The sequence below is a fragment of the Tenacibaculum sp. genome, assembly GCF_048269885.1.
Classification (GTDB): Bacteria; Bacteroidota; Bacteroidia; order Flavobacteriales; family Flavobacteriaceae; genus Polaribacter.
The window spans coordinates 88462-110600 of record NZ_JBLWTZ010000009.1; the positions used below are offsets into that span (position 1 = coordinate 88462).

Sequence of the window (22139 nt, forward strand, 5' to 3'; positions counted from 1 at the left end):
TTATGAAAAAATGGTTAGTGCCTTTAATTATTATAGGAGTTTTAGTATTTGGAATTTATTCATGGGCAAAAGGATTTTATAATACAGCAGTAACGTACCAGGAAGATGCTAAAACTACATGGTCTAATGTAGAGAGTTCTTACCAACGAAGAAACGACTTAATTGGTAACTTAGTAAAGACTGTACAAGGAGCAGCCGATTTTGAAAAAAGTACGTTAACAGACGTAATCAATGCAAGAGCAAAAGCAACCTCAGTAAACATTAATGCTGGTGATTTAACGCCAGAAAAAATGGCACAGTTTCAACAAGCACAAACAGGATTAAGCGGAGCTTTATCTAAGTTATTAGTATCTGTAGAACGTTACCCAGATATCAAAGCAAATAAAAATTTCTTAGAATTACAAAGCCAGTTAGAAGGAACAGAAAATAGAATTAATGTAGCACGTGATCGTTACAACGAAGCTGTAAACGTTTACAATAAGCACATTAAAATGTTTCCTGGAAACCTGTTAGCAGGTATGTTCAACTTAACAGAAATGACACGTTATAAATCAGATGCAGGTTCAGAAAATGCTCCTGATGTAGATTTTAAATTCTAAAAATAGATGTCTAACGTAGAAGATTTTCTTACTGCCAAAGAAGAAGAGGAAATCGTTCAGGCTATTAGAGAAGCAGAACGAAATACTTCTGGTGAAATTCGTGTACATATAGAGAAAACTACTAAGGGTTCTCATTATGACCGAGCACTAGAAGTATTTCAAATGCTTACAATGTTTAATACTCAGCAACGAAACGGTGTATTATTATACATTGCTGTTGACGATCATAAATTTGTAATTTATGGTGATGAAGGTATTGACAAGGTAGTTCCAGAAAACTTTTGGGAAACAACCAAAGAAGCCATCCAAAACCAATTTAAACAAGGAAACTTTAAACAAGGAATTATAGATGGTGTGCTAAAAGCAGGAAAAGAATTACAGGCTCACTTCCCTTGGACTACCGATGATGAAGATGAGCTAAGTAATGAAATATCAAAAGGCTAAAACCTTCATAGAAGGAAGAAATATGATAAAAAATATAACGTCATTATATAAAAGAACAAACAAGTTACAGAAAGTAAAGGTTGTTCTTTTTTTTATTGCATTTTTATGCGGACACACTCTTTTTTCACAAGGGTTTCAAATTCCTGAGACACCTAAAGAGCAAACAAGTGTTTACGATTATATCAACCTTTTATCACCCAGTCAAAAGAAAAGCTTAGAAAATAAGCTAATTAGGTATGCTGATACCACTTCAACCCAAGTAGTGGTAGCAATTATAAGCTCTACACAAGGAGAAGAAATAGGGTATTTAGCTACCAACTGGGCACACAAATGGGAAATAGGGCAAAAGAAGGAAGACAATGGAGTGCTCATATTACTGGCAAAAGATGACCGTAAAGTAACGATACGAACAGGTTATGGAACCGAACACCTATTAACCGATTATGTTTCTAGACAAATTATAGAGTACGACATTATTCCTTACTTTAAACAAGGTGACTATTACGCTGGGTTAAACAGTGGAGTAGATGCTGTTTTCAAGGTAATGAGTGGTGAATACAAAGGCTCTAGAAAACAATCTAAAAAAACAGACTTTAGCTTTATTATCTTTATCATCATTCTGGTAGTATTCTTTATCATTATTTCAAGTGGAAGTAGAGGAAACCGTGGAGGAGGAAGAGGCTACAGAAAATCAGATGTAGCAAGAGGTATTTTAGAAACCATTATTTTAAGCAACGCAGGTAGAGGCGGTTTTGGCGGTGGAAGCTTCGGTGGAGGATCGTCAGGAGGTTTTGGTGGCGGAGGCGGCTTCGGCGGAGGTTTCGGAGGCGGAGGCTTTGGTGGTGGTGGAGCCACAGGAGGCTGGTAATAACGTCATTTATTTGGTAAAGGTTAGTTAACGTTAAAGCAATCTTGAAATGGTACTTATGCAAGGAAATTAAATGACCCTTACGTATGAAGACTAACATTAAAAGAAGAAGCTTTTTAAGAAACTCATTATTAGCCACTGGAGGATTACTTTTAGTCCCTAATTTTATCAGTTGTAAAGATGATGATATTGATGAATTACCAATTCCAGATAACTTAGCAGAGAAAAACTTTGAGCAAGGCGTTGCTAGTTTTGACCCCACAAACTCACAAGTTATCATCTGGACTCGTTATAGTACCAAAAATACTTCAGTTACCTTAATTTGGCAACTCGCAAAAGACAAAAATTTCAAAGAAGTTGTTCGTCAAGCAGAAGTAACTACCGATGCTTCAAGAGATTTTACTGTAGCTGTTGAAATTAAAGACTTAGATGCGGGACAAAAACTATACTATCGTTTTGTAAGTGTTGACGAAAAAGCAACATCACCAGTAGGAGAAACCCTAACGTTCAGCGAATCAATAAGCGAAGTAACGTTAGCAGTAGCATCTTGTGCAAACTTTGCCTACGGTTATTTTAACGTATATGAAGAGATAAAAAAATCGGATGCAGATGTTGTCATCCATCTAGGAGATTATATCTATGAATATGGCGAAAAAACTTATGGTTCGTTTAGAACACCTGAGCCTAAAGGAGAAATTATTTCGTTAGAAGATTATCGTACTCGTTACCGTCAATACCGTTCAGACGAGCAATTAAAAGAATTGCACAGAAGAAAACCTTTTATTTGTGTTTGGGACGATCATGAGGTGGCAAACGATACGTATAAAGACGGAGCTGAAAACCATCAAGAAGATGAAGGAAGCTTTGTTTCAAGAAAACAACGTGCATTAAAAGCATACAGTGAATATTTACCTAATATGACAAATCTGGTAGATAACTCAATTATTTACAGAAACTTGAAAATGGGAAATTTGGTAGATTTAATTATGCTAGATACGCGTATTATTGGAAGAGATAAGCAGTTAGAATATTCAGCATTTTATAATGAAAAAGGAGTATTTGATGCAGTAGCTTTTCAGCAAGCATGGTTAGATCCGCAACGCACACTTTTAGGAACTACCCAATTAGGATGGTTAGAAAGTGAACTTGCAGCTAGCAATAGTACATGGCAACTAATAGGGCAGCAAGTTTTAATGGGAAAAATGTTAATTCCTGCTGAACTACTAACACTTTTAGCAAAACTATTGGCAGAAGTATCTGCTACAGGATCAGCAAGTGAAGCAACGTTTAATCTATTTAAAACCTCTATAACAGAGCTGGTAACGATTAAAACAAGAGCTTTACAAAACGACCCTACGTTAACAGCAGAAGAGAAAGCAAGAATAGAAACGGTACTACCATATAACTTAGATGCTTGGGATGGTTATTTTATGGAAAGAGAACGTATTTTAGCAAGCTTTAAAAGTAAAAATGTAGTAGTGCTGGCAGGAGATACTCACAATGCGTGGTATAGCGATTTAAAAGATAATTCAGGAGAAAAAGTAGCAGTAGAGGTAGCTACAAGTTCGGTATCATCACCAGGGTTAGAAACCTATTTAGGAGCATCTGCAACAGAATTGGAAGCAGCATTAGGCTTGTTAATAGACGATTTACAATACAGTAATTTTTCTCAAAGAGGATATATGAAACTTAGAGTAACAGCAGCAGGTATACAAACTGACTGGAACTTTGTAGATACCGTTACCAACAAAACCTACTCAAATAGTATAGGAAAAACTGTAACCTTATAATTGCATAACCTGTTGTGTATTTTGAAGTTTTGCCAAAAGAATGTCTGTTCGAGTTATTTTCGATAGAAAATCGTATCGAGAACAACAATTTAAATTGTAAAATTTTATTCTCGATACTAATTTTATGGGTTTTTACCCGCAAAATTCACTCGAATTGACAAATTTCACACAAAGTTTACACAGAATTACCGATACATTAAAAGGCTTCTGAGTTATTCAGGAGCCTTTTTTATATGCTGTAAAAGAAATACAAAAGGGACTAATGTTGTACCTTTTCAGTCGTAGAAATACTAGATTTAGACCTAGTATTTACGGCTAAATTATATTGTTTTGTCAATAGATTGATTTCATTAATTAAAGCAGGGTATCGTTTGTTACCTGAGAGTGTAGCATGTGCTTCAATGTGTAATACAAGTTTTCTGTAAGCAAGAGTAGTTTCAATACGTAATTCTTCAATATTATTTTCAGGAGTAGTTGCTGGTTCTCCTATATGCTCAATATACTTAGTAGAAAACTCGGTATTGGCATCTTTTAGTTCAGTAAGCCAAGGAGTGATTTTAAGCAAAGAAATGGCTTGAATAAGCTCAGACTCCGTTTCAAAATCTTTACGAATACTGTCTAATATAGCGGTTTGTTCTTGATAGCTTTTACGAGCGATATCAGTGCCATAGGTATTTATAGTAGTAAGTAGTGCGTTGGCGGCATTAACTGTGGCTTCATTAAAGTGGTTAACATAAGCACTTACAAGTGTTTTGATTCCTGTAATAGCTTTATCTCTTCTAGTGTCAAGGGCTATAATTTCTTGTGTTAAGCTGTTACCTTGTACTTGTTGGTACAAAGAATCAATACGATTAACAAGAGTTGTTAATTCGTTAGTGGGGTTTGTTAATGCTAACGCATCAATGTCTTGTAAGTTTACAAGTTGTAAAATATCTTTCATGTATTGTAGATATTCACCGTTACGATACTGATTTAAATACGGATTGTTCATAGGCTAATTTTTTAATTAATACTAAATATTTATAGAAAGTGACTTGGTAACTTTCATAGCATTAGCAATTTAAGAGTATAAAAGTTTTTAAAAAAGTTAACAATTGTTAAAGTTTATTAACTGAGCAGATTTTTAAATTTTCACGAAGTAGTACACTAGGTTTTTAGGTTAAAATGTTAAAGAAAACTCAGGGGTATCCCTGAGAAGAATTCATTACAATTAGGGGAACCCCTTATTGTGGAAAAAACAATAAAGAGGTACCTTTAAATGCAATTGTAACTAGCTTTAAACTTATATATCATGAAAAAAAGAAGTAGTGATATCTCTAAACACTTAAGAATAGGAATCTTTTTAGTAAGCTTTCTTTTAGTGTTATGGAATTGTGAAAAGGAGCCTTTGTTAGAAACACAAAATAACTTTATAAGCAAAGTCAAAAGCAAAGTAAATACAGATTTAATAGACTTACCTTATACGAAAGATAACTTAACAGTAGATTGGAATAACTACAACATTGTTAAAAGTAACGATATAGAGTTTTATGAATTTAAAACAGCACTAATCGCTCCTTTAAATAATACTTCTGAAAATTTTGGTAGTCCAATTTTTTATGTAGTAGCCTACAAAGAAAACAATACAGTTGTAATAAAGTATATAGAAGTTAGGGCATACGATTATAGTTTAACAAAGTTTCCCGAAGACTTTATTAATTTAGGAGCTTTTTCAGGTTCGTTTAGGTATTTTAATGAAAAGGGAAAGTTAGAAAACTCAGAAGCTTTTATAGAAGGATATTTAATCAAAGCAAGCCAAGAGAATTATCTGCCTGTAAAAAGAAACACCTTACAAAAAGCCAAAGAGGAAGGGAGTTTCCAAGCAAGAGTTCAACCCTGTACAGAGGTTCCTTCAATCTTGTATATTCATGAAACGACACACCATTATAAAGACTATTACAAAGCATCTTATAGGGTGGATTCAAGCGGTAACGTTATAGAGGGAAGTGTGATGGTAGCAGATGTACCTTATAAATCAATATATTTAGGCTCAACAACACAAACATATACCTATACAAGTTTTTCTTGTGATACTCCCGATACAGGAGACGCTGTTTACAAATCAGAATACATGAGACAACAAATACTTATGGATTGTGGACCAGGGTATGACGATGTAACCTACGATGGAGAATGTGTTCCTATAGATGACGCTATTATAGACAACACCAACAACCCTTGCGTAAGTGCTATTATAAAAGCCTTACAAGAAAAAGATATGAAAGGTGCTTTGGTGCCTGATTTAGAAGGTATGGGACATTTGTCGCAAATGGTGTTAGATTTGTTTGACCATTCTCAAACTTATAACTTAACTTTTAATATAGGGCAATTAAATAACATAGGTTCTGGTGTAAGTGGCAACACCAATGGTTTTGATATTACCTTAGATACCGACTTAGTAAAAGATGCCACAAAGTTATTTATAGCCAAAACGGTTATACACGAAAGTTTCCACGCATATATTCATTACGTTGTGAGGGAAAACCCAGGGTCTATAATGACAACTGTTTTAAAAAAATATCAAAACTTTTACACTAAATCAAATCCAACAAATGCAGGAAATTTAACAGAGCACAAATTTATAAGTCAATATGTAGAAGCTTTAGCTTATTCTCTTTCGTCGTATGATAACCATCAACAACCTATGGATTATTATAAAGCCTTATCTTGGGCTGGTTTAGAGTCGTCTAGTGCCTACCAAAGTTTAAGTAATTCAGATAAAACAAAAATTCAAAATATAATAAAAAATGAAAGACTTGCAAATAGTAATGCAAAAAGCACTAAGTGTTAGTTTGCTACTTACCTTTTATTGTTGTATAACATCATGTAAAACATCTAAAGAATATAATACAAACAATAAAAACTATAAAATAGAAAGATATAAATCTAAAGGTCTTTTTACTGGAGTAACAGTAAAAACTTATGATAATATTAAAAAAGAACTGTTATTACCATCAACCAAAGTAATTAATAATGTATATCTAGAAGGTACAGTATTTAGTTTGGGGTTAGGAAAACATAACTTGTCAATACTTTATCCAAGTAAGCAAAGCATAGATATAAAACTTCTTATTAAAGAAAAAGATTCTATAGTCGTCAAAGCTCACTTACCAGACGAAAATATTGTAGATTAATTTATGATGTTTATAGAAAATGAAAAACATATTAAAAGCACTAAGTGTTAGCTTATTACTAAGCTTTTATTGTTGTAAGACTTCAAAAAATGTTTTAGTTAATGATGAACTCTTCAGTATAAAAAGATTAAAATCTAATAAGAGTACTACGTTAACCTTAGAAGCTTATGATTATAATTCTAAAGAAAAGATTGGAGGTTTTGCGGAGATAAACAATGTGTATGTTAATTTTAAATATGAGAATAACGACTTTTCTCCAATAGCACTTGATGTAAAGCCAGAGAATGAATTTGACATTTCATTTCATTTTGTTGGTAGTAAAAGCAATAGAATAAAGAAAGTAAAAGTTGTGAAAAAAGATTCAATTATAATTAAGGCGTATTTAAAAAATGATGATATAATAGATTAATAATATAACAAGCCAATAGTAATGCCAAAAGCACAAAATGTCCTTAAAATAATAATTGTTGTAATTTTTATAACTAGTTGTTCTTCAAAAAAGAGTACAATCAATAAAGTAAGTAATGAGCATGAAGTTTTAAGTTATATTTTAAAAAAATCAAGTGGAAATATTTATTATAAGACAATAATTAAAGAAGGAGATATATCTATAGAATCGTACATAGAAAATAAATATTTAGAGTTTTATTTATGTAGCAATGGTGTTGACTCTCCAGTTAAAATACCTAAAGAAGAAGTGGCTTTTTTAAAACAAAAAGTCAAAAGTGTTTCTGTTCAGAGAATAGATAAATTATTTCCTAATCTTAAAGATAAAACGACTGAAAAAAAGATACGCTTTAAAACCTCATTTATTTCCATGCCTATTTTATTTAGAAATAATACTATGGCTATCTATTATTCCACTCAAACATATGGAGGAGAGTTTAAATTACTACAAAAAGTAAATGGAGAATGGGAAACTATTTGTGCTAATTCAGTTTGGATAGAGTAAAAAAATGAAAGATTCAATAAAAGTGGTGTTAAAAGTACTAAGTGTTAGTTTATTATTAGTTAGTAGTGTGATTTCATGTAAATCAGTTCGTAATGATATAGTAGATAAAACATATAAATTAGAAAAATTCAAATCTAAGCAAACTGATTTTTCAAGTATTGTTATCAATGCTTATGATTTTGAGATGAAAAAAGAGTTAGCAGGGATAGTATATGTAAATAATGTGGTTTTTTTTATGGACTTTGATAAAAAAAACAAAGTTAAACCTTTAGTTGTTACACCTAATACAGATAACTATTTTGATGTAGAAATTTCATATATAAGAAGGCATACAGTAAAAGTTGATAAGTTTTTTGTTAAAAGAGGGGATTCAATTGTTATTGATGCCTATTTAAAAGAAGATAAAAGACCAATAGTTGATTAAGCATAAAAAAGGGAGTGACTTTTCACTCCCTTTTTTATGCTATTATATAGCAAGGCAGATCGTTTACTTATTTATTGTATTTAGGGTTATCTTTGTTAACATAAATACTCCAATATGAAAAAGCTAGTTCTCTTATTATTAACCATTTTATTAATTACCAGTTGTACCAATTATGGGCAACTGAAGTTAGTGTCGTACCTGTCAGGAGATTTAAAAGAAGTTTCTGGAGTAGAGAAAAGCAATGACTTAAATATACTATGGATGCATAACGATAGTGGGAATGCTGCTAAATTATTTAAAGTTAGTACCCAAGGTAAGATATTACAAAAAAGAGTGTTACAAGTAAAGAATCACGATTGGGAAGACATAACTTCTGATGACGATGGAAACATATACATCGCCGATTTTGGTAACAATAATAACAAAAGAAAGAACTTAGTAATTCTAAAAATTAAGGAAGAAGATTTAGTAAATGGAGAGAATATAGAGGTGGAAAAAATAAAGTTTTCATATCCCAATCAAACCAACTTTCCGCCTAAAAAGAAAGACCGTTTTTTTGATGCAGAATCTTTAATTTATAAAGATGGATTTCTTTACATTTTTACAAAAAGTAGGGTTAAAAATAAGTACGGAAAAACAATGCTGTACAAAGTTCCAGCTACAAAAGGAGAGTATACAGCTAAGTATATAGCTGAGTATACAAACTGTGATGACATACATTGTGCAATTACAGCAGCAACGATATCGCCAGATAAACAAAAAGTGGTTTTGCTAACACATCAATCGGTATTAGTATTTACCAATTTTAACGGAGACGATTTTTTTAGTGGAGACGTAAAAGAACATACATTTAATCATATATCTCAAAAAGAAGGCGTTACTTTTAAAGATGAAAGAACTCTTTATATAACAGAGGAAGCTGACAAAATAGGAAGCAGTAAACTGTATGAATTTGTATTAAAGGATTAAAAAAATCAGTTACCAATGTATGCACATTGATAACTGAGAGAGTTAGGGGAATCATCAACACCTAGTTTGGGTGCCTATACGTAATCAATCTGTCTAGAATAGCCCGCATTTATAGCTAATAAAATAGAATCTTCTCGGCTAAAACTAAACGGAATAATAGAACTTAAAGGTTCTTCAAATTTTTCTTCTATTTTTTGTTTAGATAATATCAAAGCTTGCTCTACCAATTGATGGTATTCGGTTATAAAGTATTTTTTAGGTAAGTTTTCAAACTTAGCAATATCAAAATCATAAAACTTTGTTCTTGTAATAGCTTTGTATTCTTGATCGTTATGTATAAATAAATAGGTAAGACCAACGTGGATAGTAGTGTTCGCTCCACTAGGGTCGTCGGGCCAATTATAAATTAAAAGGTAGGCTCCATCAATACTAACTTTAGGTTTAGAAATTTCCTCAATCTTTTCAAAACTTGTTAAATCACAAGATCCTGTTTTAATAACTTCTTCTATAGTTTCAACTGTACTCATTATTAATTAGTTAATTTTTTAGCCAAATATCATAGAAATTGCGATTTCATTTTTGGGTGTTTTATAAACGCAGGCTATTATTTTATAAACGTTTTGTTAAAGTGATGGATAAGGAGGTGGAATGAAAATATATAATTATTTTAGTTGGCTAATTACTTACAAAAAATGCTATTGTTTAAAAGAAACTACTTTTTATATATCGCCTGCGCCTTTTTAATTTTTTCAGCCTGTAAAAGAAATGATGTAGATAAAGATTTACAAGCGTATTTACACGCTATCGATAGTATTTCTCAGCAAAAACCAAAAGAAGGGCTAAGAAAAATAGATAGTTTACTAGAAAAGAAACAAAATTCTAAAAACAGGGCTTTACTATTGTTTAGCAAAGGAGAACTATGTTACCTAAACGATAAGTTAATAGAGGCAAAAAACATACACTTAGAAACGCATAGGTTATTTACAAAACTAAAAGACGATTATAATAAAGGAAGAAGCTTAATAACATTAAGCGCCACCTGTATGAAGCTAAATGAGTTAGAAGATGCTCAAAAGTATGCGTTGGAAGCTTTAGAAATAGGTAAGAAAATAAAAAATACCAGATTGCAGGCTAAGGCAAATAATCAACTATTCAACCTTCACTTTATTTTAAAAGACTATGAAAAAGCATTGTTGTATATAAAAAGATGTGAAGAATTGTTTACTGACCCAAACGATCCTAATTCAATCATAGCAATAAAAAGTAACATTGCAGGAGTGTATTTGAAGTTAAAACAATATAACAAAGCATTAAAACAGTTTTCGGACGCTTTGGCTTTGGGTGAGTCAGCGAAAGACCCTAAAACGATAGTCAGCGTTCTTAATAATATTGGATACACGTATTTGGAAGCAAAACGTTTTGACGAAGCAGAAAAGTTTTTACGAGGAGCAGTAAAGCTTAACCAAAAAATTAAAACAATTAATGGAGCTCCATACAAAGGTTTAGGAGCCCTTTTTTTGATAACCAATAAGCTAGATTCGGCAGCGGTAAATTACAACAAAGCAATGTCAATTTATAAGAGTAAAAATAACCTTTCAGAAGAAGTAGAAATACGAGATAAGCTAATATCAATAGCGATTCTTAAAAAACAGTATCAAAAAGCATTGAACCATCAAATAATACGAGATAGTATAGAGGTGGTGAAGAGTAAAAAGCAAAACCAAAAACTTCTTTATTTTGCCAATGTAAACTATAAAGTTAAAGAGAAAGAAATAGCATTAACCCATCAGAAAGAAATAAACAAACAAAATTGGTGGTTAGGAATTAGTGTAATTGTATCGTTAGTACTCATCCTAATTACAGCCCTGTTTATAGGATATAATAACAAGTTAAGAGCAGCTAACAAAGCTTCTAAACTAGAACAACGTTTGCTGAGAGCTCAAATGAATCCGCATTTTATATTCAATACCTTAGCGGCGATTCAAAACATTACGTTAGAAGGAAATCCTGTAAGGTCTTCAAACTATATAGCTAAGTTCTCAAAACTCATTCGACAAAATTTTGAGTATGTTCGAAAAGAAGAAATTAGTTTAGAAGAAGAACTAGCTATGATTTCTAACTACATGGATACCCAGCAATTGCGTTTTAATAATAGTTTTAATTATCAGATCAATATTTCTGAAAACTGTGATACAAAACAAGAAAAAGTACCTCCAATGCTATTGCAACCTTTTGTTGAAAATGCTATTGAATATGGCTTAAAAGAAAAGAAATCAGGAGGAATGTTGAACCTAAACATTCGAAAAAAAGGAGAAGAACTGCTTTTTGAAATTGAAGATAATGGAGTAGGAAGAAAGCAAAAAAAGAGTCAAGAAAAAATAGCAAAAGATTTACACGCTACCGATATTTTTATTGAAAGACTACAGATAAGAAATAAAGGAGAAGAAAAATCTTTTACCATAGAAGATTTGCATGACAAAGAAGGAAATCCTTCAGGAACAAAAGTTGTATTTAAATTAAAGGTATAAAATGATAAAAGCTGCTATAATAGAAGATGAGTTTAATGCACTAAATACATTAACAAAACTGTTGCAATACACGCAAAAAGATATAGAAATTGTAGCTAAAATTGATAATGTAGATGAAGCTATAGCTTTTTTGAGCAACAATAATTTAGACTTGGTATTTATAGATATTGAGTTGATTGGAGGAAATGCTTTTCAAATATTAGAAGCCTTAGAAAGCATAAATTTTAAAATGATATTTACCACGGCATACGATGAGTTTGCTATAAAAGCAATTAAGTTTGATACAGTAGATTACTTATTAAAACCTATAGATTCTGACGAATTGAATGCTTGCATAGAACGTTTTAGAGCGGACTTTGAAAAAGAGAAAAAGTACACACAAGCACTAAGTAAAATAAACGAGTTTGATAAAAAAGAGGCTCAAAAAACATTGCTTATTAAAACGACCGAAGAGCAACATTTTTTACATGTAGATGATATTGTACGTTGCCAATCAGACGGAAGTTATACGCTTTTTTATACTACAGATAAAAAAATAATGAGTGCTCGGAACTTAAAGTATTACGAAAATATTTTAAGTACCCATGCCTTTGCAAGAGTACACCAATCTCACTTAATTAATATAAAATATTTAGCTTCCGTAAGTGCCAATACAGTTAAGTTATCAAGTGGTGAAAACGTTCCTTTATCATCAAGAAAAAAAACGTATTTAAAACAGTTTTTAGAAAATTTTAATACGAATACAAAATAGAAAGTAACACATATAAAACTCATTAAAAGAGTACTAAAGTTCCCTATAATTTTGAGGTAAATAATAGAAAGTAACCTTAAAAAACAATCATATGGGACTTAAAGAAAAAAGATTTACAAAAGCTTTTCAAGAAGAAAAATTTCCTGCATTAAAAGAGCAAATAAACCATGCAGCAGGTTTTGATGTAACAATTGATGTAGCGTGGGATACCATGTTTGAGGATAAGTTTTTACACTTGTATGATGACAGTTATCCTAAAATTTATTTCCAACCACTTATCGATGCCTTTTCTGCCATAACAACTGATGATATGGGGAAAGAAGCCTTGTCAGAATCGTTAAAGAAAGTGGTTATTACCAACAAAGATAACCACCATAATCCAATGCATGCTTATACTTTTGAAGAAGGAGTTTTGCAAGTAAACCATAGCCCAATTTTAAATGCAGATAAAGTTCAAGACAGAACAGATGTGCTTATTAATTTATTAGAGAACAATTTATAGTCTAGTAATCTATAACAAAAAGTAAATATTGCTATGGAAACAGATTATATCAATCAATTTAAAGCACAATCGCCAGCAGCTATAATTCATAGCATGTTTAGTGATAAGAAGCAATTAAAAGTTGCCTTATCACTAAAAAACGGACTTTATATAGAAGGTTTTGTGGTAGATATCACTAAAGAAGAATACCAAACATTTGTATGTATGAGAACCGAAGAACAAGAAGTGTTGTTTTTCGATCTTCAAGAAGTATCTGTTTTACGAATTAGGCATCCTAAAAAAATAGCAGTTTCATTATCCAAAGGAAACATTAGTCGTCCGTTAGGAGAGGAGCCTATTAGTACTTTACAATTAAAAAGATGGACTCTTGAGCAAGAATCGTTGTTAGAGGCAACGATTAACTTATCATTTGAAAAGTTAGTATTACAAGAAGCAAATGCTCGATTAAACTGTAAAGATGTTATTACAAGCTTATTAAAAGCAAAACAACGAATAGTAGAAGATGAAATGGGGTTAGTAGCATGGAAAGAAATAAAAACTATTGCTATTACTAACACAGAAACATTACAAGTAAGTAAAGAAGGAAGTGTGTTGAAAATTGGTGTTGTAATTACTAAAGTATTGCCAAAAGAATTAGAGCATCTTTTTATTGAAAAGATAGAAAAAGTATTGTAGAATAATAAAATTATTAAAAAATGGGTCTTAAAGAAAAAAGAGCAGTTCAAACATTTAAAAACGAATCGTTTCCAGCATTAGAAGCGGAAATAAACAATAAAGCAGGGTTTAACGTATCACTAAACATAGCATGGGATACACTGGTAGAAGATAAGTTTTCGCATCTTTACAATGATACGTTTCCAAAAATATATTTTCAACCGTTAATTGAAGCAATCAAAGCTGTAAACATTGATGAAATTGGGGGAGAGTTGCTAAAGAATGGATTAAAAGAAGTAAGGATAGTTAATGAAAATAACGAACATAACTTAGAAAGAGCAATCACTTTTGTAGATGGGGTGTTAACCATTAATCACAGCCCAATTATGAATGCTGATAAGGTGGAAGAGAAAACAGAAAGAATTGTACACCTTTTAGAAACTCATTTAGAAGAATTTGCAGGAAGTGAAGCCAGTGTTGAGAGTACAGAAAATCCGAATAATATTGTAGGAGGAAAGGTAGATAACACAATAAAGTTGAGCTTACCTCAGTTGCACAATCAATACGTAGCTTTAGCTTTTGAAAAGCAAGATAACTTAGCAGATATTGTTGAGGATTTACCTTGGAATTGTGATATGCTTCAGGGAACGGTAACCTATGGTGATCTTAGCTTTAAAATGCAGGTATTAGGAACATATTCTCACAATGAAAAATCATGGTTATGGGCTTGGGCAAATAAACAAAGTGGTATTCCAGAACAATTTTTAGAAGCTTCATTACAAATGAAAGCTCTAGGAGAACGCCATGGAATAGAAGACTTACTTTCCTCAAAAATAGAAACAGAACACGATCCAGGACATTATTTCTCATTCGTAGCAACAGGAGTTAATCAGGCAAGTTGTTATGCACCATTACCTTTTAAAGGACTTACTGTGTATGTATTATTATATACGGATATGGTTGATGAAAAAGAGATAAACATTCCTGCTTTAATTTGTTCGCATTTTTCAAAAACAACAACTCGTATGGATTTTGAACACAAGCACGCATTGTTTTGCTACTTAGTTCAAAAAGGATATGAGGTTGAGGTGTCAGGAAATAATATCGTTGCAAAAAAAGGAGAGGATCAAATTTTAGGAATTTTTGACCTAAAAGGAAGGTTATTAAAATTGTCTAACTCAACAGTTCCTGTAGGAGCTTAAAAAAGAAAAAGTATGTATCAATCTACCACATTATCAGAATTAGAAAAAGAACATCAAGATGCGTTAACGCAAGCGCAAAATAAGATGATGGAAGATTTGAATCTTGCACAACAGAATGGTGACAACGATTTAATTCATCAAGCAAGTGTTCATTTCCAAAACCTAGCTAAAGAATTAGCAGAACAATACACTAAACGTATTGAAGAAATTAACGAGTTGAACCTTAAAAATGTAACAGAGAATATTCAAGAGGTATATGATAACTCGAGAGCAGATATTGATTTAAATGCGTTGGTGTATGACGGAGATCGTGATTATGTTTTAGAGTTTCAGGAAGATGAGTTGATTCAAAAAACGTTGGAAAGAATAAAAGAAAATAACCCGGTTTTTAAATCGAGAAGACATTTGTTGAAATCAAGTTTACGATTAACAAAAATGTTAGCTCCCGTACTTCATGAAATAGGAGAGCATTGTAAAGAGGTATTGAAATTAAAGGCAGATATAGAGTTTTTTGTGTATCAAGAAGATAAATTCAACGCATCATGTTATCCGCCAGATGAAGATAAACTGTATATTATTTTAACTTCAGGAATTTTAGAACGTTTTAGTAAAGATGAGTTAGCTTTTGTTATTGGTCATGAAATAGGACATGTTTTATTTGAGCATTTCAATTATCCAGTAAAACATATTTTAGACGAAGGCGCAAACGATTTAGCGCCGATTCATGCGATGAAGTTATATGCGTGGAATCGTAACGCTGAAATTAGTGCCGATAGAGCTGGTTTACTATGCTGTAAGAGTTTTGAAGCAGCAGCAAGAACATTCTTTAAGCTATCGTCTGGAGTAACTTCTGATTCTTTAGACTTTAAACTAAACGAGTATATCAATCAGTTTTCAGATTTAGAAGAAGTGTTAAATGATGATACACACGATCCGTCAGACTGGTATAGTAGTCATCCATTTAGCCCACTTCGTATTAAAGCATTAGAGCTATTCAATAAGAGTAAAACGTATGAGTTATTCAATCCTGAAATTAATGGAGAAATAACAGAAGAGGCGATGGAGCTAGAAATACAACGAATTATGTCGTTAATGGAACCAGAAGATTTAGGAAATGAAACTGAACATTCAGAAAAAATCCAACGTTTTATGTTCTTAGGTGGTTATATGATTTCAAAGGCAGATGGAGTTGTGGATGATTCTGAAATACAGGCGTTGAGTAGTGTGGTGTCTCCATCGGTTTTTGCTCAGTGTATGTTAACGATTAAAGGATTAACAGAGCAAGATATTATTGATGAGATTATAGCGCTAGCAAAAGAGTTGGATATTGTAATTTCTGTGATGCAAAAATTAAATATTCTAAGAGATTTATCTATTATTTCTTATGCGGATGGAAGCATAGATGCTGCTGAAGTAGAGGTATTGTACAACTTAGCAAGACAATTATATATAAAAACTGAATTTATTGATAGAATTATCAGTGACGCCCAAGGTGTTGACTAACCATCTTATTTTTGTTTATCCATGTTAGCTAAACCATACATGTTAACCGTGTATGGTTTGGCTTATGTTATATATTAAAAGTACCCATCCGACAATTAGTAGTAAACCACCTAAAGGAGTAATAGGACCTAAAAAGGTCATTTTTTTACCTTTTGCGTCAGATAAAACTAAACCATAAATGCTAAAGGAAAATAGTATAATTCCAATTACAAAAGCGTAATATATTGCTGAACTAGCTACATCAAAATAACTTCCAACGAATAATAAAACGAGTGCATGATACATTTGATATTTTACACCCGTTTCAAATGATTTTAATTGCTCTTTATTTAAAATTTTTTGTAAAGCATGTGCTCCAAAAGCACCAAAAATTACAGCGAACATACCAAATAAAGCGCCTGTAATTAATACAATTTGTTGTGCCATATTTTTTTAAGAATTAAAAAGAAAAACCAATACTAAAAGCTACTCTGTCCTCTTGTGAAGTTCCTCTAAAGTATGAAATATTTGCAGTGAATAAATCGATTCCGCTTAGCCAAAAAGAACCACCATAGCTGGTATGCCATTTTTTTGAATTTGGAGAATACGGAGACCATACACGACCGTAATCAAAACCGCCAGTAACACCAATTTTTATAGGAATAATTCCTGTACGAATGCGTCCAAAACGCAAACGTAAATCGTTACTGTGATAAAAACTTTGAGTTCCAGAAAAACGTTCTCTATTAAATCCGCGTAAACTACGTTCACCACCTAAAGTAGCTGCTTGGTAAACTTCAAAACGATTTCCTACATTAATTTGAGTTCCCACTTCAGAAGCAAAAACTAAGGAACGGTTGAACACTAGGTTTTGATACATAGCTAAAGAACTTTTAATATAACCAAAACGTCTGTCAAAATCGTCTAAGTTGGCTTTAGCCCCAACAGCTAAATCGAAGTTCATACCTTTGGTAGGAAAACTACTATTGTCTACTCGGTTGTGATTAAAATTTAATTCACCTCCCCAAAAATAATTAGTATCAAAAATAGCCGTAGGTTGCTTGTCAAAATTATTGATAAATCTACCAGGTGTGTCTTCAATCTCAATAGCTTCAAAAAGACCTGAAATTTTAAAAATACTTCCTCCACGTAATCGTTTTAATAACGAAGGAGAAAAGCTAATTTCTTCTTTTTTAACACGGTAATGATCCAAATTGAAACTTTGGTCATAAATACTTTCATTCCCCCATCCGAAGAAATTAAAAGAATAATTATCGCTAGTAGCTTTGGCACGTAAATGCAAGCTCCAATTCCCAATCAGCTCAGTAAATTCACCATTGTACTCTAAATCATATCCACTTGTTGCAGAGTAATAGTTTGCTGCTAAAATATGTTGACTTGCAAAAGGACGTTTTTTAAAGCCTTGTTGTGTATAGGTTACCGAAGCACCAAAAAAGAAACCATCATCCGGGTTGCTACCTAAGCTAGGGAAAACAATAGTTGTATTGTTGTTAATGTCGTGCGCGTCATAGGTGTTTTTAAAATAACTATCAGAACGTACATCTGCAGTTTCAGAACTTGGATTTATCGTGTTTTTTTTAGATGTAAAATCGTAGATTTTAGTTTTCTTCCCCCAGCCTGCAACCGATGATTTATCGGTATACACATCGTGATTTTGACCCCCTATAATTCGTAGTAAAATTCCATCATGTACCTCACCAGAAATTAAAAACTCATCATCTCCATTTAAACCGTAAAGCTGTATTTCTTTCGTTTCTTTTGTTTTGAAAACACGGTTATAGATTTCATTTTCTTTTCTAAAAACAACAACACTAGTTTCCTCATCATTTAAACGTTTGATGATGAATTTATCGTCTTTATCTGTACCAACTACATGTACAACTTTGTTTAGTTTGGTATAATAACGGTTAGCGATTTTTTTTAATTGATCTCTTCGAGCTTTAATTTTAGCAATGGTTTCTTTTCCATCAATATCATAAATAACCTTTGGTAATTGTTGAATTGATTGTTCAATTACTTCATCGGTTAAATGTTGTTGAATATATTCAGCTTGTTTATTCCAATCATCAAGTGTTAATTGATTTAAAAAGGCAGCATCAAAGAAGCGAGCATAGTTATTGTACCACTTCATGTTTTTAATGTCATTATTAAAAGTTTGCATGTTTTTCACTAAGGGGGCAAATTGCTGAAATAGAGGAATCATAACTCCATCAAACTTAGAAAACGGTTGGTCTCTATCTCTAGGAATAGGACGGTAAAAGGTTTTACCATCTTCAGTTTTAAAAGAGGCCCAACGCCATTGGTCTTCGTGCCTATCCCAATCACCAATTACCATATCAAACAAACGCGAACGAACTACCCATTCTTGGTCGATTGAATGGTTACCGTTTTTTCTAATTTTTTCTAACACATCAAATGTGCTAATAATAGCATCAGAGTTTCCAAAGTTGTCTAATTCACTACGGTCACCAGCAGGTCGTTCTTCCAACAGGTATAATTGCCCTCCAAAAATATCATTGTACTTACCTAAAGCAGGTTGTTTTGGCATGTAATACAGTTTTGGATTAGTGTGGTAAATGTTTACAGCTTCTGCCATATCAGGAAGTACAAAAGCAGCGTATGGATGCGACATGGTAAAAATATCTTGAACCACATCAACTAAAAAGGTTCCTTTTAAAATACCTCCCATAATACGACTTCCGTCTTTTATCATTGAACGTAAAACATACTGTTTACCTTCAGGATTTTCTAATCGCAATGAATTGGTTTGGTTACCACCACCTCTTCTGATAGGAGTTAAACCTCCATAAACATTTTCTAATTCTAGTACAGGAACTTTTACTGTTTTTCCGTATTTATCTCTGTTTAAATCCCCCCACATAAATTTGTAAAAACCACTAACGTCTGTAGATTCTGGAGGATAAATAGAGGTTGTTACAAACTTCTTATGCTCTTCATATTCAGGAAAGTTTGAATAGATTTTGGTTTGTTGTGGTTTTACAATTTCTTTACTGAATAAAAGTTTGTGACCATCTTTGGTATTGGCAGCATAGTATTCAATAACAGCTGAACCATCTTTGTAGTAATTTAATTTAGCATATCCGTGATTACCATAAGTAAACTGAGCGCCATAACCAACTAAAGCAGCTGATTGTTTTGAACCCGAACCGCTAATTACTTGTTTAAATCCGTCTTGCTCTATGTATTGTAAGTTATGATCGTGACCAGAAACGAATACAATATTGTCTGTAAAATCATTAGATACTGCTTGTATTTGAGTAATAAAATCACTGTAGTTTTTATTAAAAATATCCGTTTGAATTCCTGCATGAGAGCGTAGCGCATTTTTCAACGTACCCAAAATTGGTGCTGGTTTTAGGTGGTCTTTTACTGAGAAGCTTCCCCCATGAGGTCCATTACTATATAATGGGTGATGTACAGCAACTACTACATTTTTATACCTGTTTTTCTTAAATAAACTAGAGAGCTCTTGAATAAAACGTTCACGAGTTTTAATATCACAATTGTCGTTCATTTTAGGTTCTTTGTCCCAATCCATAATAAACCAACGGCTATCAATAAGAATTAAGCTAAGGTCTTCGTTAATTTCAACTTTGTCCAATCCACAGCCTCCTTCAGGCAAAAAAGAGTCTTTACCTAACGCTTTTTCAACCATTTTTTCTTGACGTTTTAAACCATCAACACCATTATACCAATCGTGATTTCCAGGAATAAAAATTGTTTTTCCTTTAAAGTCTTGCAAGGCATCAATTTGTGTTTGTAAACGATGTTCAGCTAAGGCTCTATCTTTATGTTCTTTATTGGGTATTCCGTATGGATATATATTGTCTCCTAAAAACAGGGTAGTTGCATTTTTAGTAGCTTTAGCTAACTCTTTTTGAAAGTAGGTTAGTGTAGGGGTAGTTTGTCCCATTTCGGCATTACCAGCATCTCCAATTAAATAGAAAGAATGCATTAATTCTTTACCTGTTTGAATTGTTTTTGGAGAGACTTTATCTGCGTACTTAGCTTTATAGGATGCGCAAGCACTAACTATGGTAATTATAGCTAGATACATGCAAAACTTGGTTAAGTTCATGTTTTATTTTTTGGTTATGTAAAAATAAGGCTTTTTAAGCTAAAACTATTGCTTTAGCAAATGCTGATAATCTTCAGGAGTGTCAATATCTAGTAAGTTTTGATGAGAATTTACTTTAATAACATCATCGTTATGTTGTAATAGAAAACTCTTTGCACCTTTATCTCCTTTTAAATTTAATAACTCATTAAAATAGTTCTTTGGGAATACGGCAGGGACTCCAGCACTTTCTTGATAACTAGAAGCAATTATGTTGGAAGGGTTCTTTTTTGAAGTTTCAATCAACGAGTTCAAGTATTCAGAAGTAACATGAGGTTGATCTGCTAGCATTATTAGAGCATTGTCAAAGTTATGTTTTTGTAAAAGATTAATTCCTTCTACAATGCTAGTACTTAATCCGTTTTTATAATTAGGGTTGTAAATGACTTCAATAGGTTTTGTTGTAAGTTGTTTTTCAATCGCTTCCTTATGGGCTCCTAATACACAAAATACATTTTTAACTATTGATTTTTGAGCTTGTTCAATTGCCCATTCTAGTAAGGTAGTGTTTTTGTAAGGAAGTAATTGTTTCATTTTTCCCATTCGGGAAGCACTGCCTGCAGCTAATATGAGAATTGCTGTTTTTTGCATTGTATTAATTGTGGATTCGTCCAGTAATCTTTTTTAGAGAAAATACTTCCTTGTTACGAATTACCGATAATATTTCTGCTAAGATTGACAAAGCAATCTCTTCTGGGGTTTCTGCCCCAATGTTTAAACCGGCTGGGGTATGAATTTTATCTAAAAATTCATCAGTAATATCGGGCGAAAATTCAAATAGTTCGTTAAATAGTTTTTCTCGTCGTTTGGCAGCACCTAAAATACCTACATAAACAGGGTTTTGCTCCTGTAACTTAATCAACCAACGTAAATCGTATGTAAAATTATGATTCATAATAACAACTGCAGTATTGTTATTTACATGAGAAAGCTGAATTACCTCTGGAGTTTGTGCAACTACCGATTTAGCCCCAGGAAAATCGGCTAACTCTTTTGGATCTTTAATGGAAGTAACTACATCAACTTCCCATCCTAATTGAGTTGCTTGCATACATAGTTTTACAGCATCGTGTTCGCCGCCAATAATAAGCAGGCGAAATAGTGGTTGTAAGGTTTGTTTAAAAGTAGTTAAATGGTCTGTTTTTTCAGGATAAAAATCTTTGTTGAAAGAAAATCTTTGTTGGTTGTTAAATTGAATGGTAGAACCGAAATTTCCGTATGCTTCATCTTCTTTTTGAAAATAAGATGTGATGTTATACGGTTTTCTTTGAATGCTGTTTTCTGAGAAAGCATGAATGAACTCAGTTGAAAGGTAAAAAGGCTCTAAAAGAACATATAATATTCCCTCGCAGCCTAAACGATAACGACCATCATAGGTTATTACTTTAGGTTTGTTGTTTTCAAAAACCGATTGTGCTCTACGTTGTACTTCTTTTTCAACACAGCCTCCGCTAATAGCTCCAATTATTTTTCCGTCTGAAGATAGTAGCATTCTAACTCCTGGTTTTCTATATGAAGAGCCATCTAAATCTACAACTGTTGCTAACACATTTTGTATGCCTTGTTGTTGGTTTATAGTTGCCTGTTGTATTATTTCTTTAAGTTCGTGCGTCATTTTGTGTAAAAAAACTCTTTTAAAAGT

The 22139-nt window shown here is 32.4% G+C and carries 22 protein-coding genes; 16 read left to right on the top strand and 6 right to left on the bottom strand.

The genetic code is table 11. The annotated features are described in order from the left end of the window. Positions 1-2 precede the first annotated feature (2 nt). The 4 genes from ACN0WY_RS08740 to ACN0WY_RS08755 all read left to right on the top strand — a co-directional run bounded on the left by ACN0WY_RS08740 (position 3) and on the right by ACN0WY_RS08755 (position 3701). Positions 3-599, top strand: a complete 597-nt coding sequence (locus tag ACN0WY_RS08740; RefSeq protein WP_417800111.1) for a LemA family protein — start codon at positions 3-5, stop codon at positions 597-599. Positions 600-605: 6 nt separating this feature from the next. Further along, a complete protein-coding gene (locus tag ACN0WY_RS08745) occupies positions 606-1043 on the top strand; it encodes a TPM domain-containing protein (protein ID WP_417800112.1) in 438 nt (145 codons plus the stop codon). Then, complete coding sequence (locus ACN0WY_RS08750) at positions 1024-1911, top strand: TPM domain-containing protein (protein ID WP_417800113.1); 888 nt, start codon at positions 1024-1026, stop codon at positions 1909-1911. Before ACN0WY_RS08745 ends, ACN0WY_RS08750 begins: the two co-directional genes overlap by 20 nt. Positions 1912-1997: 86 nt before the next feature. Continuing rightward, positions 1998-3701 (top strand): alkaline phosphatase D family protein, encoded by a 1704-nt coding sequence (locus ACN0WY_RS08755; protein WP_417800114.1) that lies wholly within the window; start codon positions 1998-2000, stop codon positions 3699-3701. A gap of 259 nt (positions 3702-3960) precedes the next feature. Here ACN0WY_RS08755 and ACN0WY_RS08760 read toward each other — a convergent pair whose 3' ends face one another. After that, positions 3961-4692 carry a DUF6261 family protein gene (locus tag ACN0WY_RS08760; protein ID WP_417800115.1) on the bottom strand — a complete coding sequence of 244 codons (732 nt, stop codon included), beginning with the start codon at positions 4690-4692 and terminating at the stop codon, positions 3961-3963. Between the two features lie 300 nt (positions 4693-4992). Here ACN0WY_RS08760 and ACN0WY_RS08765 point away from each other — a divergent pair, with 300 nt between their 5' ends. From ACN0WY_RS08765 to ACN0WY_RS08790, 6 genes are all read left to right on the top strand, one after another. Beyond that, complete coding sequence (locus ACN0WY_RS08765; protein ID WP_417800116.1) at positions 4993-6531, top strand: hypothetical protein; 1539 nt, start codon at positions 4993-4995, stop codon at positions 6529-6531. Further along, entirely contained in the window at positions 6488-6874 is a 387-nt protein-coding gene (locus tag ACN0WY_RS08770) for a hypothetical protein (protein WP_125065893.1), read from the top strand. Before ACN0WY_RS08765 ends, ACN0WY_RS08770 begins: the two co-directional genes overlap by 44 nt. A gap of 19 nt (positions 6875-6893) precedes the next feature. Next, on the top strand, positions 6894-7283 hold the full coding sequence (locus ACN0WY_RS08775; RefSeq protein WP_417800117.1) for a hypothetical protein: 390 nt from the start codon (positions 6894-6896) through the stop codon (positions 7281-7283). Positions 7284-7304: 21 nt separating this feature from the next. Next, positions 7305-7826, top strand: a complete 522-nt coding sequence (locus ACN0WY_RS08780) for a hypothetical protein (protein ID WP_417800118.1) — start codon at positions 7305-7307, stop codon at positions 7824-7826. 4 nt (positions 7827-7830) lie between these two features. Then, a complete protein-coding gene (locus tag ACN0WY_RS08785; protein ID WP_417800119.1) occupies positions 7831-8250 on the top strand; it encodes a hypothetical protein in 420 nt (139 codons plus the stop codon). 114 nt (positions 8251-8364) lie between these two features. Beyond that, positions 8365-9219, top strand: a complete 855-nt coding sequence (locus tag ACN0WY_RS08790; protein ID WP_417800120.1) for a hypothetical protein — start codon at positions 8365-8367, stop codon at positions 9217-9219. Between the two features lie 74 nt (positions 9220-9293). Here ACN0WY_RS08790 and ACN0WY_RS08795 read toward each other — a convergent pair whose 3' ends face one another. Beyond that, positions 9294-9746, bottom strand: a complete 453-nt coding sequence (locus ACN0WY_RS08795; RefSeq protein ID WP_417800121.1) for a hypothetical protein — start codon at positions 9744-9746, stop codon at positions 9294-9296. Between the two features lie 165 nt (positions 9747-9911). Between ACN0WY_RS08795 and ACN0WY_RS08800 the strand changes: the two genes are divergently transcribed. From ACN0WY_RS08800 to ACN0WY_RS08825, 6 genes are all read left to right on the top strand, one after another. Next, a complete protein-coding gene (locus ACN0WY_RS08800; protein WP_417800122.1) occupies positions 9912-11747 on the top strand; it encodes a tetratricopeptide repeat protein in 1836 nt (611 codons plus the stop codon). Position 11748: 1 nt separating this feature from the next. Then, positions 11749-12498, top strand: coding sequence for a LytTR family DNA-binding domain-containing protein (locus ACN0WY_RS08805; protein WP_330487667.1), 750 nt, complete (start codon positions 11749-11751; stop codon positions 12496-12498). Positions 12499-12589: 91 nt separating this feature from the next. After that, a complete protein-coding gene (locus ACN0WY_RS08810) occupies positions 12590-13000 on the top strand; it encodes a hypothetical protein (RefSeq protein WP_417800123.1) in 411 nt (136 codons plus the stop codon). A gap of 33 nt (positions 13001-13033) precedes the next feature. Then, positions 13034-13675: a hypothetical protein gene (locus ACN0WY_RS08815; protein WP_417800124.1), complete on the top strand. Its 642-nt coding sequence runs from the start codon at positions 13034-13036 to the stop codon at positions 13673-13675. 20 nt (positions 13676-13695) lie between these two features. Further along, positions 13696-14856 (top strand): DUF6882 domain-containing protein, encoded by a 1161-nt coding sequence (locus tag ACN0WY_RS08820; RefSeq protein WP_417800125.1) that lies wholly within the window; start codon positions 13696-13698, stop codon positions 14854-14856. A gap of 12 nt (positions 14857-14868) precedes the next feature. Further along, positions 14869-16359: a M48 family metallopeptidase gene (locus ACN0WY_RS08825; protein ID WP_417800126.1), complete on the top strand. Its 1491-nt coding sequence runs from the start codon at positions 14869-14871 to the stop codon at positions 16357-16359. Between the two features lie 42 nt (positions 16360-16401). On the opposite strand, the gene ACN0WY_RS08830 is transcribed toward ACN0WY_RS08825, so the two are convergent. The 4 genes from ACN0WY_RS08830 to ACN0WY_RS08845 form a co-directional block, all read right to left on the bottom strand. Continuing rightward, positions 16402-16785: a DUF423 domain-containing protein gene (locus ACN0WY_RS08830; RefSeq protein WP_417800127.1), complete on the bottom strand. Its 384-nt coding sequence runs from the start codon at positions 16783-16785 to the stop codon at positions 16402-16404. 13 nt (positions 16786-16798) lie between these two features. After that, positions 16799-20437: a ShlB/FhaC/HecB family hemolysin secretion/activation protein gene (locus ACN0WY_RS08835; protein ID WP_417800128.1), complete on the bottom strand. Its 3639-nt coding sequence runs from the start codon at positions 20435-20437 to the stop codon at positions 16799-16801. Between the two features lie 66 nt (positions 20438-20503). Next, on the bottom strand, positions 20504-21088 hold the full coding sequence (locus tag ACN0WY_RS08840; protein ID WP_417800129.1) for a nucleotidyltransferase family protein: 585 nt from the start codon (positions 21086-21088) through the stop codon (positions 20504-20506). A gap of 4 nt (positions 21089-21092) precedes the next feature. Continuing rightward, positions 21093-22112 carry an XdhC family protein gene (locus ACN0WY_RS08845; protein WP_417800130.1) on the bottom strand — a complete coding sequence of 340 codons (1020 nt, stop codon included), beginning with the start codon at positions 22110-22112 and terminating at the stop codon, positions 21093-21095. Positions 22113-22139 lie beyond the last annotated feature (27 nt).

Bases quoted from the DNA above. Each gene is read 5' to 3' on its own strand.
- ACN0WY_RS08740 (WP_417800111.1), top strand. From the start codon at position 3: ATGAAAAAATGGTTAGTGCCTTTAATTATTATAGGAGTTTTAGTATTT.
- ACN0WY_RS08745 (WP_417800112.1), top strand. From the start codon at position 606: ATGTCTAACGTAGAAGATTTTCTTACTGCCAAAGAAGAAGAGGAAATC.
- ACN0WY_RS08750 (WP_417800113.1), top strand. From the start codon at position 1,024: ATGAAATATCAAAAGGCTAAAACCTTCATAGAAGGAAGAAATATGATA.
- ACN0WY_RS08755 (WP_417800114.1), top strand. From the start codon at position 1,998: ATGAAGACTAACATTAAAAGAAGAAGCTTTTTAAGAAACTCATTATTA.
- ACN0WY_RS08760 (WP_417800115.1), bottom strand. From the start codon at position 4,692: ATGAACAATCCGTATTTAAATCAGTATCGTAACGGTGAATATCTACAA.
- ACN0WY_RS08765 (WP_417800116.1), top strand. From the start codon at position 4,993: ATGAAAAAAAGAAGTAGTGATATCTCTAAACACTTAAGAATAGGAATC.
- ACN0WY_RS08770 (WP_125065893.1), top strand. From the start codon at position 6,488: ATGAAAGACTTGCAAATAGTAATGCAAAAAGCACTAAGTGTTAGTTTG.
- ACN0WY_RS08775 (WP_417800117.1), top strand. From the start codon at position 6,894: ATGAAAAACATATTAAAAGCACTAAGTGTTAGCTTATTACTAAGCTTT.
- ACN0WY_RS08780 (WP_417800118.1), top strand. From the start codon at position 7,305: ATGCCAAAAGCACAAAATGTCCTTAAAATAATAATTGTTGTAATTTTT.
- ACN0WY_RS08785 (WP_417800119.1), top strand. From the start codon at position 7,831: ATGAAAGATTCAATAAAAGTGGTGTTAAAAGTACTAAGTGTTAGTTTA.
- ACN0WY_RS08790 (WP_417800120.1), top strand. From the start codon at position 8,365: ATGAAAAAGCTAGTTCTCTTATTATTAACCATTTTATTAATTACCAGT.
- ACN0WY_RS08795 (WP_417800121.1), bottom strand. From the start codon at position 9,746: ATGAGTACAGTTGAAACTATAGAAGAAGTTATTAAAACAGGATCTTGT.
- ACN0WY_RS08800 (WP_417800122.1), top strand. From the start codon at position 9,912: ATGCTATTGTTTAAAAGAAACTACTTTTTATATATCGCCTGCGCCTTT.
- ACN0WY_RS08805 (WP_330487667.1), top strand. From the start codon at position 11,749: ATGATAAAAGCTGCTATAATAGAAGATGAGTTTAATGCACTAAATACA.
- ACN0WY_RS08810 (WP_417800123.1), top strand. From the start codon at position 12,590: ATGGGACTTAAAGAAAAAAGATTTACAAAAGCTTTTCAAGAAGAAAAA.
- ACN0WY_RS08815 (WP_417800124.1), top strand. From the start codon at position 13,034: ATGGAAACAGATTATATCAATCAATTTAAAGCACAATCGCCAGCAGCT.
- ACN0WY_RS08820 (WP_417800125.1), top strand. From the start codon at position 13,696: ATGGGTCTTAAAGAAAAAAGAGCAGTTCAAACATTTAAAAACGAATCG.
- ACN0WY_RS08825 (WP_417800126.1), top strand. From the start codon at position 14,869: ATGTATCAATCTACCACATTATCAGAATTAGAAAAAGAACATCAAGAT.
- ACN0WY_RS08830 (WP_417800127.1), bottom strand. From the start codon at position 16,785: ATGGCACAACAAATTGTATTAATTACAGGCGCTTTATTTGGTATGTTC.
- ACN0WY_RS08835 (WP_417800128.1), bottom strand. From the start codon at position 20,437: ATGTATCTAGCTATAATTACCATAGTTAGTGCTTGCGCATCCTATAAA.
- ACN0WY_RS08840 (WP_417800129.1), bottom strand. From the start codon at position 21,088: ATGCAAAAAACAGCAATTCTCATATTAGCTGCAGGCAGTGCTTCCCGA.
- ACN0WY_RS08845 (WP_417800130.1), bottom strand. From the start codon at position 22,112: ATGACGCACGAACTTAAAGAAATAATACAACAGGCAACTATAAACCAA.